Consider the following 12,424-nt stretch of genomic DNA (forward strand, 5'->3'; position numbering starts at 1 on the left):
CGCCATAGTGTCGCGCAGTAAAAACCCGATTAAGGTTGTTGCTGGATCATTTTCAAAATTGTCCGCGCATTGGATGCGCTGGTGGCAATAATATCAATCGCACCGGTGCGCAAAGCACCCAGAATAGCCAAGGCTTTGGTGCTTTCAGAGGCGATAGCGATCACGCAAGGTATCTGGCGCAACTCTTGAGTGCTGATGCCAATCACCCGATCATTCATCACGGTATTCGCCGGCTGGCCCTGGGCATCAAAGAAATCGTATCCGGCAATCTCACCGGTCACACCTTGATGCATACTGGCATCGACAATCTCCTGCGGTGTGAACCAGCCCAGTTTCACCATATAGCTATTTTCATTCATATCACCAATACCGACCAGAGCGATATCCGCTTTTCTGGCACGATCGAGCGTCTCTTTGATGGTGCCGTTCTGCATAAAGGCTTCTTTTAACGCGCGATTTTCTACGTAAGCGGGCGCGTAAAGAGTCTCACTGGAGCCACCAAATTTCTTGGCTAGACGACGGCTGATATGATCAGCATTAATCGCATCACCGGGGCGATGCGTACCGCCAATGCCGCAGATAAACTTACACTGCCTTTCCGGTACGATACTGATGTGATCCGCGATGGCAGCGATATTACGCCCCTGTCCAACCGCTAATACTGTGTTGTCTTTTAGATTTGTCGCCAGATAGCCGGAAACCAACGAGGCAACCTGACGCCGCTGTTCATCTTCATCTTGATAATCCAGCGCGATCAATGCTCGTTTCAGGCCAAAATGCTCAATCAACTGCTGCTCAAGGCGGGTGCTAAACACCGGATGATAACGTACTGTAATCTCAACAATGCCTTCGGCTTTTGCCCGTTTAAGTAGCCGCCCGACCTTGATTCTTGAAATGCCAAATTTATGGGCAATCTCTTCCTGGGTCATTTCATCTTGGTAGTAAGACACTGCAATTTCAGTTAACAATTCATTATCTGGCGGAATTGTTTGTTTTTCCATGGGTTTTGCCCCCGGCAAAAGAAGAATTGGCCACGTTGACAGTGTTTACCGAACACGTAAAATTCAGAATCATCCTGTCGGAATGAATAAAATAGTAGAACATTTGTTTAATATAGTGAACAGAAAACGTCCTTGTTTCTTTGCGTATCTTCGTTCTAACTTAGAAAAAAACCTATTTATTGGCACTGAAGGGATTAATCAGCGCATTAATCCATTTGGTGGCTTATTTTTCTTTTTATCACGCTTGATTTATCGCGCATAAATGCAAACAAAAGTACGTATGTTGCTCATTTGTTATGCGGGGCTCGACAAAAATGAGGCCAATAACATTTATTAAATCAAATTTGCGAAAAGTCGCGTTGTTATTTGGTTGGAAATCGTTCTTAATCTGAGCGTTGTGGCCTATTTCCGTCACAGAGTGGAGTCCGACGAAAAGTTGTGGGATGATTAGGCAGTTTTCGGGGGGCGGGAATGGGAAAACTTACACTTCTTTTGCTGATTTTACTTGGCTGGCTCCAGTATTCACTGTGGTTGGGCAAGAATGGTGTTCATGATTTTGTTCGGGTTAAGGATGACGTGGCTCTTCAAGAGACCAACAACGGCAAACTTAAAGCCCGGAACGACCAGCTATTTGCTGAAATTGATGATTTAAACGGTGGTCAAGAGGCGATCGAAGAGCGCGCACGTAACGAGCTGGGTATGATTAAACCCGGCGAAAGTTTCTATCGTCTGGTTCCTGACCAATCCAGACGCAATGCGAGTCCCCCTTCGACGCAAAATAACGCGCAACAATAATAATGAGTCATTTTGCAGTTTCCCTTCCTGAAGTCATCGCTGTACTACCGGCTGCGGGTATTGGCAGCCGGATGCAGGCTGATTGCCCAAAACAGTATTTAATGGCGGGCGGTAAAACCATCATTGAACACGCTATTCTTTCTTTGTTGGGTCACCCGCAAATTCAGCAGATTATCGTCGTCCTACATCCGCAGGACACGCAATTTTCTACGTTGCCCATCGCACAGGATCGCCGTATTCGTATTGTTCACGGTGGCGAGCAGCGCGCCGACTCGGTGATGGCTGGCCTACAATGTGCGGGGCAGGCGGAGTGGGTGCTGGTGCATGATGCGGCGCGTCCTTGTTTGCACCGCGACGATCTCGACCAATTGCTGTCGATTATTGGGCACAGCAAAGTGGGGGGGATTCTGGCCGCCCCGGTGCGTGACACCATGAAACGCAGTGAGGCAGGGGTTCAAGCCATCGCCCATACTGTTGATCGTCAAGCGCTGTGGCATGCCCTGACACCTCAACTTTTTCCGCTTGAGTTATTAAAATTGTGTCTATCCCGCGCCTTGCGAGAGGGGGCGGTGGTCACCGATGAAGCTTCTGCATTAGAGCACTGCGGCTATCATCCGATATTAGTTTCTGGCCGTTCGGATAATATCAAGGTGACGCGTCCAGAGGATCTGGCGCTAGCGGAGTTTTATTTAACCCGATTACACCCTATGGAGAAGCACTAATGCGGATCGGTCATGGTTTCGATGTTCATAAATTTGGCGAGAATGGCAGTGGCCCACTGATTATTGGCGGTGTACGCATCCCCTACGAAAAGGGCTTACTGGCACACTCCGATGGTGATGTGGCATTGCATGCCGCCACCGATGCCTTGTTAGGCGCTGCCGCTTTAGGTGATATCGGCAAGTTATTCCCCGATACGGATCCGGCATTTAAAGGTGCCGATAGCCGTGGTTTACTGCGTGAAGCTTACCGCCGTATTCTGGCAAAAGGGTATAAGTTGGGGAATCTGGACATTACCATCATTGCCCAAGCGCCTAAAATGGCCCCCCATATCCCACAGATGCGCGTTCATTTGGCGGAAGACCTACAATGTCATATGGATGATATCAACGTCAAAGCCACCACCACGGAACAGCTTGGTTTCACCGGTCGTGGCGAAGGTATTGCTTGTGAAGCGGTAGCTCTGTTGGTTAAGGCATAATTGTTGGTTAAGGCATAAAAACATGGACATGGAAAATCTCACCTGGCTGCACGGCAAACCCAAGGCGAGTGGCATTCTAAAAGCTAACCCAGAAGATTTTGTGGTGATCGAGGATCTGGGTTTTGAGCCGGATGGCGAAGGCGAGCATCTCTTGGTTCGTATCCGCAAAAATGGCTGCAATACCCAGTTTGTCGCTGACTATCTGGCGCGTTTTGCCAAGCTACATCCACGTTTGGTGAGCTATGCAGGCTTGAAAGATCGCCACGCCGTCACCGAACAGTGGTTCTGCTTGCATCTGCCGGGTAAAGAAGCGCCAGACCTTTCCACCTTCGAACTGGAAGGTTGCGAAGTGCTGGAGTCGGTGCGCCAAAAAAGGAAACTGCGCATTGGTTCACTGAAGGGCAACGCTTTTACCTTGATATTGCGCCACATCACGGATAGTCAGGATGTCGAGCAGCGGTTGCAGCAAATTGCGGCCCATGGTGTACCGAACTATTTTGGCAGCCAGCGGTTTGGGCGTGGCGGCAATAATTTGGTGCAGGCGCGTCTGTGGGCGAACAACGAAATTCGGGTCAAAGAGCGCAGTAAACGCAGTTTTTATCTCTCAGCCAGCCGTAGCGCCATGTTCAATCTGATTAGCAGTTGTCGTTTGGCACAACAGCAGGCCACGACAGTGCTGGAAGGCGATGCATTGCAGCTTTCCGGTCGCGGCAGTTGGTTTGTTGCTGCCGCCGATGAATTGGCCGCGCTACAGCAGCGTGTCGATGCGGGCGAACTGAATATCACCGCCCCGTTGCCAGGGGAGGGTGAACTGGGTACTCAGGGCGAGGCATTGGCTTTCGAACTGGCCTGTTTGGCGGAGCAAAGCGAATTACTGGCGTTGGTGAAGCGCGAACGTGTTGAAGGCGCACGTCGGGCAGTCCTGCTGAAACCGCAGAATATGGCGTGGAGCTGGTGGGATGATGTGACCCTCGAACTCCGTTTCTGGTTACCCGCCGGCAGCTTTGCCACCAGTGTGGTGCGCGAAATTATGAATCAGGATAATGCTGATGCTGCGGATATTGCTGAGTAACGACGATGGTATTTCTGCGCCTGGCATCCAAACGCTCGCCAGCGCATTGCGGACATTCGCGCAGGTACAAATCGTTGCGCCCGATCGTAATCGTAGCGGCTCTTCCAATGCATTGACGCTGGATAGCGCACTGCGCATCACCACATTATCCAATGGTGACATTGCGGTTCAGCAAGGCACGCCGACCGATTGTGTTTATCTGGGGGTGAATGCATTAATGCGCCCTCGGCCCGATATCGTGGTTTCCGGCATCAATGCTGGCCCTAATCTCGGTGATGATGTTATCTATTCGGGGACGGTCGCGGCAGCGATGGAAGGGCGGCATTTAGGGTTTCCTGCTCTGGCTATCTCACTTAATGGGCATCAACATTATGAGACGGCGGCGGCGATCACTTGCCGTATATTGCGCGCGTTACAACATAAACCATTGCGTACCGGCAAAATACTGAATATTAATGTACCTGATTTACCCTTATCTGAGATTAAAGGCATTCGGGTAACACGCTGTGGTAGCCGTCATCCAGCGGAGCAGGTATTTTGTCAGCAGGACCCTCGGGGGCATGATATCTACTGGATTGGCCCTCCGGGTGAGAAATTTGATGTAGCACCGGACACAGATTTTGCGGCGATTGAGCAGGGTTATGTTTCGATCACGCCACTTCAGGTTGATTTAACCGCCTATGGGGCGCAAGACGTAGTTGAAGATTGGTTAGCCAGCATTCATGAGGTTGACGGGGAATGGTAAATAAACGCATGCAAACATTGTTGATGCAGTTACGTCAGCAAGGTATCCAGGACGAGCGCTTGTTACAGGCGATCGAAGCGGTGCCGCGTGAGCGTTTTGTTGATGAAGCTTTGGCGCATAAGGCGTATGAGAACACAGCTCTACCTATAGGTTCGGGTCAAACCATTTCCCAGCCTTATATGGTGGCACGTATGACCGAGTTGTTGCAATTGACGCCAACCTCGCGAGTATTGGAGATCGGCACCGGATCGGGTTATCAGACCGCCATTTTGGCGCATTTGGTCGAACATGTTTGTTCAGTCGAACGAATCAAAGGGTTACAGTGGCAGGCAAAACGCCGCCTGAAACAGCTGGATCTGCATAATGTCTCTACCCGCCATGGTGATGGCTGGCTAGGTTGGGCATCACGCGGGCCATTTGATGCGATCATTGTGACAGCGGCTCCACCAGAAATTCCGCAGGCATTACTTGAGCAGTTAGATGACGGGGGAATATTGGTTCTTCCGGTCGGAGAGCTGGCTCAAACATTGAAATGTGTGCAGCGCCGCAACAATGAATTCCAGATTGAAACGGTGGAAGCCGTTCGCTTTGTCCCCTTGGTCAAAGGAGAGTTGGCTTGAACTCAATGTCCTTAATTCAGCCTTAAATCTTTCATCTCATTCGAGACGTGGTTATTTACGCGAAAGATCGATCAAAAAATCAGTAACATAAATCTTATGGTATGGCAGGCGTGGTATTGATAGCATGCGCGCTTCTGTATTTGATACATCGCTTATTATTGCTGTCATGGGGGAAGCATGAGCACGGGAAGCCCAATGATTACATTACGCCGAGTCGCGGCATGTACGGTTATGAGTTTATGGTTGGTGGGTTGTAGCAATGAGAATACAACATCTGCGCCAATCAGCAGTGTCGGTGGTGATCGTTCAGGTACCATGCTAAGTGGCTCTGACACCAACAGTTCGGGTGAACGCATTGTTTATAACCGTAGCTATGGCACTATCCCCAAAGGAAGTTACAGCGGTGATACTTATACCGTTAAGCGTGGAGACACGCTGTTTTATATCGCCTGGATAACGGGGAATGACTTCCGTGATCTGGCCGCAAAAAATAATATTGCTGAGCCATATAGCTTAAATGTAGGGCAATCCATTCAGTTAGGTAATGGTTCTGGCGGTGGAATGTTAGCGGCGACTGATGCCACATCAGGCGGAATAGCAAAACCGCCGTCAAATATTCAGAACACAACTACAACGGTTGATTCTCAACCAACTAGCGCGTATTCTGAAAACTCGGGTAAACAGAATGTTGGTAAAATGTTACCAGCGTCAGGGGCCGTTGCCGCGACAACTGCACCTGTTACTGCACCAAGCAGTCCCATCAGTGATCCAACCAGCAATGGTGGTCCAGTCAGTAGCTGGAAATGGCCAACTGAAGGTAAAACGATCGATAGCTTCTCTGCTTCCGAAGGAGGCAACAAAGGGATTGATATCGCTGGTTCTCGTGGGCAACCGATCTTCGCTACAGCAAATGGGCGGGTTGTGTATGCTGGGAACGCACTGCGTGGTTACGGTAATCTAATCATCATCAAACACAATGATGATTACCTGAGCGCCTACGCTCACAACGATACAATGCTGGTCCGGGAACAAGAAGAAGTGAAGGCGGGTCAAAAAATAGCCACTATGGGTAGCACCGGAACCAGTTCAGTAAGATTGCATTTTGAAATTCGTTACAAGGGGAAATCCGTAAACCCGCTGCGTTACCTTCCGCAGCGATAGATTGGGCAGAATACGCTGTATTCTGCTCGCCGGATTCACGGGTAGGAGCAGCATATGAGCCAAAATACGCTGAAAGTTAACGAGTTGCAGGAAGATGCTGATTTTGATGAAAACAGTACGGAAACTGAAATTTTCGATGAAAAAGCATTAGTAGAAGATGAACCTACTGAAAGCGAGTTAGCGGAAGATGAGCTGTTGGCGCAAGGCGTTACCCAGCGTGTGCTGGATGCGACACAGCTCTACCTTGGTGAGATTGGTTATTCACCACTGCTGACCGCAGAAGAGGAGGTTTATTTCGCCCGGCGTGCATTGCGCGGAGATGTGCCTTCACGTCGGCGTATGATTGAAAGTAACTTGCGGTTGGTGGTGAAGATCGCCCGTCGTTACAGCAATCGCGGCTTAGCGCTGCTGGATCTGATTGAAGAGGGTAACCTCGGCCTGATCCGTGCGGTGGAAAAGTTTGATCCTGAACGCGGTTTTCGTTTCTCCACTTATGCCACATGGTGGATTCGTCAAACGATTGAACGGGCGATTATGAACCAAACCCGAACCATACGTTTGCCTATCCATATCGTTAAAGAATTAAACGTTTATTTGCGTACCGCCCGAGAGCTTTCTCATAAATTGGATCATGAACCCAGCGCTGAAGAGATTGCCGAGCAACTCGACAAGCCGGTCGATGACGTGAGCCGTATGTTACGCCTCAATGAACGTATCACTTCGGTTGATACACCTTTAGGCGGCGACTCAGAGAAAGCCTTGTTGGATATTCTGTCTGACGAGAATGAAAACGGTCCGGAAGATACAACGCAAGATGATGATATGAAACAAAGTATCGTCAAATGGCTGTTTGAATTGAATGCAAAACAGCGCGAAGTATTGGCCCGTCGTTTTGGTCTGTTAGGATACGAAGCAGCAACGTTAGAAGACGTTGGCCGTGAGATTGGTTTGACACGCGAACGTGTCCGCCAGATTCAGGTTGAAGGCTTACGCCGTCTGCGGGAAATTCTGCAAACTCAAGGTTTAAGTATTGAGGCATTGTTCCGCGAATAAAAATACCCGTCATAGTTTGTATTTAGGGTATAGAGCGCGAGTCCGACAAAACACAAAAACGGTGAACTGATGTTCACCGTTTTTTTATGGGCGTTATACCATTTTTTTCAGGCGGTAAATCCACTCCAGCGCCTGACGAGGCGACAGCGAATCGGGATCTAGCGCTTCCAAGGCTTCAACGGCAGGTGGCGTCTCTTCATTGAGCAGCGTCAGCTGCGAACCATCAATGTTACTTGCCGCGGCATTATTGGAGAGTGACTCCAGCTCTTTCAATTTCTGCCGCGCCCGCTTGATCACCTCTCGCGGCACACCGGCCAGTGCGGCAACCGCCAAACCATAACTTTTACTGGCTGCGCCATCTTGTACGCTATGCATAAAGGCGATAGTTTCCCCATGCTCAAGCGCATCAAGGTGTACGTTCACCACCCCTTCCATTTTTTCCGGCAGGGTTGTCAGTTCAAAGTAATGGGTGGCAAACAACGTCATTGCTTTAATGCGGCTAGCCAGATTTTCAGCGCAAGCCCAGGCCAGTGATAAGCCATCATAAGTTGATGTGCCGCGACCAATTTCATCCATCAACACCAAACTTTGCTCTGTGGCGTTATGCAGGATATTGGCGGTTTCCGTCATTTCCACCATGAAGGTAGAGCGGCCTGATGCCAGGTCGTCCGCCGCGCCAACACGGGTAAATATGCGATCAATCGGGCCGATAGTGGCCTGATCCGCAGGCACATAACTCCCCATGTGGGCCAGCAGCACAATCAGTGCTGTTTGGCGCATATAGGTGCTTTTACCCCCCATGTTTGGACCCGTAATGATCAACATCCGCCGTTGGGGGGAGAGGGTCAGCGGGTTAGAAATAAAGGGCTCGCTCAGCACTTGCTCAACCACCGGATGGCGACCACCGCTAATTTTGATCCCCGGTTTATCACTTAGGGTCGGGCAGCTGTAGTTGAGTGTCTCCGCTCTTTCCGCCAGATTCGACAGCACATCTAGCTCAGCTAGCGCATTGGCACTGGTTTGCAGTTCGGGCAGATGTGGCAACAGCAGATCGAAAATCTCTTCGTATAACCCTTTTTCAATCGCCAGCGCTTTGCCTTTCGAGGTCAGAACCTTGTCTTCATACTCTTTTAGCTCAGGAATAATGTAGCGCTCAGCATTCTTCAGCGTTTGTCGGCGGACATAATGAATCGGAACCAGATGGCTCTGACCGCGACTGACCTGAATGTAGTAGCCATGGACGCCATTGAAGCCCACTTTTAGTGTATCCAGACCTAACTTTTCACGTTCGCGAATTTCTAGTCGATCCAGATAGTCGGTCGCGCCATCGGCCAATGCTCGCCATTCATCCAGCTCGGCATTGTAGCCCGGTGCAATGACGCCACCATCGCGCACTAATACCGGTGGCGTTTCAACAATGGCCCGCTCCAGCAAGTCGAGTAACTCATCAAACTGGCCGACTTGCGATAGCAGGTGTTGCACATGAGGCACATTGACCGGTTGCAGTAAGCGATGGATCTCCGGCAATTGCTGAAAAGCATGACGCATACGGGCCAGATCTCTCGGGCGGGCGGTGCGCAGTGCCAGTCGCGCTAAAATACGTTCTAAATCACCCACTTGACGCAGCGGTGTTTGCAGCTCTGCCGTAATATCTTGCAGACCACCAATGGCTTGCTGACGATCCGTTAGTACCTTGATATCGCGCACGGGCATATGGAGCCAGCGTTTCAGCATCCGGCTCCCCATGGCGGTCACACTGCAATCAAGAATGGCAGCCAGCGTATTCTCGGTCCCACCGGATAAATTAAGGGTCAATTCGAGGTTACGACGGGTGGCGGCATCCATCACAATGCCATCTTGCTGGCGTTCCATAGTTAAACCACGGATATGGGGCAAGGAGGTGCGCTGGGTATCTTTGACATATTGCAGCAAGCAGCCTGCGGCACGTAATGCCTGATGGGCTTGCTCAACACCAAAACCGATTAAATCGCGTGTGCCGAATTGTAGATTAAGCTGCTGTTTGGCAGTTTCCAGCTCAAACTCCCACAATGGGCGGCGGCGTAAGCCATGTCGGTGCTCAATCAGCGACATCTGCTCGAAATTTTCAGGGTATAAAAGCTCGGCGGGATTGGTGCGTTGCAGTTCGGCGGCCATGGTTTCAATATCGGCCGGTTCTGCCACCCGAAAACGGCCTGAACTGATATCCAAGGTCGCATAGCCAAATCCACGTGCATCCTGCCAAATAGCGGCCAGCAGATTATCCTGCCGCTCTTGGAGTAAAGCCTCATCACTGACCGTTCCCGGCGTCACGATCCGCACGACTTTGCGCTCAACCGGCCCTTTACTGGTCGCCGGATCACCGATTTGCTCACAGATTGCCGCTGACTCACCTAACTGGACCAGTTTCGCCAGATAGGGCTCAATCGAATGATAGGGGACACCGGCCATGGGAATTGGCTCACCGGCGGAAGCGCCTCGCTTGGTCAGTGAGATATCCAGCAACTGTGAGGCGCGCTTCGCATCACTGTAAAACAGCTCATAAAAATCCCCCATCCGGTAGAACAGCAGTATGTCAGGATGCTGGGCTTTAAGCCGAAGGTACTGCTGCATCATGGGGGTATGGGAATCTAAATTTACATTGTCAGTCATAGACTTAATCTTTTTATTCCATTGAATTTAAAGTAAATTGTGATTTTCGTTGTGCTCGTTAGGTATCACTTGTCATCCAAAGTCACTGAGATGATGGGGTCGACAGACAAGAATAAGGCTGCTATCGGTGAAAATCGAGGCTTACGTGTTAATTGTGGTCTACGGGTATCAAGACCTTTTTCTATCGCTATACTAGCCCAGTGAGCAATAAGCTGTCACAGGTAAAGATGGGAAACCGCCGGCAAACTTCACTTGCTGAAGGTATCGGTGCGTAGAAAATCAACCTTAGCGACTATTGTCGAGAGTTCGGCCATGAGTCGCTAAACACAAAGTCACTCGAGAGAATAAGCAAACCGCACGACCCTTGATAACAGGGCCGCACTGATTTGTTGGGAGGCTTACTTGAAGGCGGGGTTGCCGGGGAATAACGCTTTCGCTGTCTGGTGCAGCTGATTGGCTTGAGCAACATTGTTCTGATACTGGTTAATCATGATGAGACTTTGATAAACATTCGGATCATTGTGCAATTGAATGTACTGCTCTGCCCATGCACTAAACTGTGTCAGTAGCGCCGGATCTTGGCGCTGGTTAAATTGCAGTAACAGATTGATATGGCGGATGTATTCATACCTTTCCCACTGGATGTAGGGATTCGTCAGCTTATCTAATGGCCGCATGTCAACTAACCCGCCTCTTTCGGCCAGTGTCAGCACTCGGCCAGTATTGAAGCCCGTCACCATAAATAGTAGCGTACATAATGCCGATAAAATGACGGCATAGTGCATTCCGCGTTGCCATAGCGTGGGTGCCGTGGTTTCTGCCACCAGCATGTTTTCCGGAATCATCAATCGGCCAAGCAGGATAAGCACCAGCCAGTGGGCGGCAGATTGATAAAGTGGTAACTCCGTCATCAGATGTAAAGCGATTGGCAAGGTGAGTACCCACAGAGGGAACACTGTTTTTGGCTGTCTCAGCAGCGGTTTTACATACCCGATAGCGAGTAGCAGCATTCCAATCAGTGCCACTATGCCACCTTCAGCCCAACCATACAGCACTTCATTATGAGGGTGAGAAGGAAAAATAAAGTTATTCGGGACTTGTCCAGCTTGGGATAACGCTTGAGCAAACGCAGCCTCAAAGCTGCCGTAACCCCAGCCTAACCACGGGTGCTGCTGTATCATGTGCCAGGTATATTTGAGGATGAGTCCGCGATCTCGATTACTGGTTTCCTTGGCGAGCAGCAAACTCTCACTCAATTGGCCCAATAGATAAAGAGCGGCCAGTAAGCTTATCAGGCTACATAACCATAACCAGGCGATCTGCCGCTGACGCCAGTAATAGAGCGAAAACAAGAGCAAGGTTGATATCCCACCGACCCAGCCGATCCGCGATTGCAGTAACATCAATAAGCCGGGGAAAATAAGCAGTGTCAGTGTGCTGATACCGCGCACGGCACGGCTACCCGAAACCATAAACAGATAGACGGCGATGGCATATCCCGTTGCCAGATAACTGGCCAGCACGTTAGTTTGCTGAAAGATGCCATAAGGGCGCTGCGTAATATCGAACTCCATCCAATTATCGGATGTAAAAACAAATAGTTGCAGTAGAGCCAGTATGGCCTGCCCCCAAGCGGACAACAGGATGAGTATCAACCACAGTTGTCGCGTATCCGCGCTCAGCCTCAGACGAAATAACCCAAATAGCACTGTTATCCCGCCCCACAAGCCCAAAATGCGGGGTAACCAAGCCCCGACGTGCTGCAAGGAGGCGGGGAATAAGCTAGGAATACTCATCATTAGTGCACCTGATAGCAGCCACAGACAACCCAGAGAGTTCAGGGTATGGCGCGCTTCATGACGTGGCCAATAGAGTGCGATGGTTAATAGCGCCATCATGACCCAGATGACTATGTTGGTGGGAAGATGGAGTCCGGCACCGCCTCCATTGATTTCATAGCGCATCATGGCAATGAATGTTATGGCGATGACCGCCACCACAATAAGGTTAATCCCTTGCACTGAGAGGGTGGGTTTCATGGGTGTAGGTGAGTTAAATTTCATTATCTATCAATAGGTTGATTTGATATTGAATAAAACATTAAGGATAATGTATTAATGCCTTATC

Annotated in this window: 11 protein-coding genes; 8 read left to right on the forward strand and 3 right to left on the reverse strand. The window is 50.0% G+C overall.

Translation table 11 applies throughout. The features are described from left to right. Positions 1 to 29: 29 nt before the first annotated feature. Entirely contained in the window at positions 30 to 1,001 is a 972-nt protein-coding gene (locus ACZ76_RS12960; RefSeq protein ID WP_048619283.1) for a sugar-binding transcriptional regulator, read from the reverse strand. A gap of 471 nt (positions 1,002 to 1,472) precedes the next feature. Here ACZ76_RS12960 and ftsB point away from each other — a divergent pair, with 471 nt between their 5' ends. From ftsB to rpoS, 8 genes are all read left to right on the forward strand, one after another. Then, a complete protein-coding gene (gene ftsB, locus ACZ76_RS12970; RefSeq protein ID WP_048619285.1) occupies positions 1,473 to 1,796 on the forward strand; it encodes a cell division protein FtsB in 324 nt (107 codons plus the stop codon). A gap of 2 nt (positions 1,797 to 1,798) precedes the next feature. Beyond that, entirely contained in the window at positions 1,799 to 2,518 is a 720-nt protein-coding gene (gene ispD / locus ACZ76_RS12975; RefSeq protein ID WP_048619286.1) for a 2-C-methyl-D-erythritol 4-phosphate cytidylyltransferase, read from the forward strand. Next, a complete protein-coding gene (gene ispF, locus ACZ76_RS12980) occupies positions 2,518 to 2,997 on the forward strand; it encodes a 2-C-methyl-D-erythritol 2,4-cyclodiphosphate synthase (RefSeq protein ID WP_048619287.1) in 480 nt (159 codons plus the stop codon). Before ispD ends, ispF begins: the two co-directional genes overlap by 1 nt. Positions 2,998 to 3,019: 22 nt before the next feature. After that, on the forward strand, positions 3,020 to 4,069 hold the full coding sequence (truD, locus tag ACZ76_RS12985) for a tRNA pseudouridine(13) synthase TruD (protein ID WP_048619288.1): 1,050 nt from the start codon (positions 3,020 to 3,022) through the stop codon (positions 4,067 to 4,069). Further along, a complete protein-coding gene (gene surE, locus ACZ76_RS12990) occupies positions 4,047 to 4,814 on the forward strand; it encodes a 5'/3'-nucleotidase SurE (protein ID WP_048619289.1) in 768 nt (255 codons plus the stop codon). Before truD ends, surE begins: the two co-directional genes overlap by 23 nt. Then, on the forward strand, positions 4,808 to 5,434 hold the full coding sequence (locus tag ACZ76_RS12995; protein ID WP_048619290.1) for a protein-L-isoaspartate(D-aspartate) O-methyltransferase: 627 nt from the start codon (positions 4,808 to 4,810) through the stop codon (positions 5,432 to 5,434). Before surE ends, ACZ76_RS12995 begins: the two co-directional genes overlap by 7 nt. A 195-nt stretch (positions 5,435 to 5,629) precedes the next feature. Further along, the gene (gene nlpD, locus ACZ76_RS13000; RefSeq protein ID WP_048619291.1) at positions 5,630 to 6,595 is read left to right on the forward strand and encodes a murein hydrolase activator NlpD; all 966 of its coding nucleotides are present in this window, start codon (positions 5,630 to 5,632) and stop codon (positions 6,593 to 6,595) included. Positions 6,596 to 6,649: 54 nt separating this feature from the next. Then, entirely contained in the window at positions 6,650 to 7,648 is a 999-nt protein-coding gene (gene rpoS / locus ACZ76_RS13005) for an RNA polymerase sigma factor RpoS (RefSeq protein WP_048619292.1), read from the forward strand. A 93-nt stretch (positions 7,649 to 7,741) separates the two neighbouring features. Here rpoS and mutS read toward each other — a convergent pair whose 3' ends face one another. Together mutS and ACZ76_RS13015 are read right to left on the reverse strand one after the other, a co-directional pair. Then, positions 7,742 to 10,297 carry a DNA mismatch repair protein MutS gene (gene mutS, locus ACZ76_RS13010; RefSeq protein ID WP_048619293.1) on the reverse strand — a complete coding sequence of 852 codons (2,556 nt, stop codon included), beginning with the start codon at positions 10,295 to 10,297 and terminating at the stop codon, positions 7,742 to 7,744. Between the two features lie 398 nt (positions 10,298 to 10,695). Beyond that, positions 10,696 to 12,336, reverse strand: a complete 1,641-nt coding sequence (locus ACZ76_RS13015; RefSeq protein ID WP_390621182.1) for a PglL family O-oligosaccharyltransferase — start codon at positions 12,334 to 12,336, stop codon at positions 10,696 to 10,698. Positions 12,337 to 12,424: the final 88 nt, after the last annotated feature.

Origin of the sequence: Yersinia aleksiciae (genome assembly GCF_001047675.1) — a bacterium.
Lineage (GTDB): Bacteria > Pseudomonadota > Gammaproteobacteria > Enterobacterales > Enterobacteriaceae > Yersinia > Yersinia aleksiciae.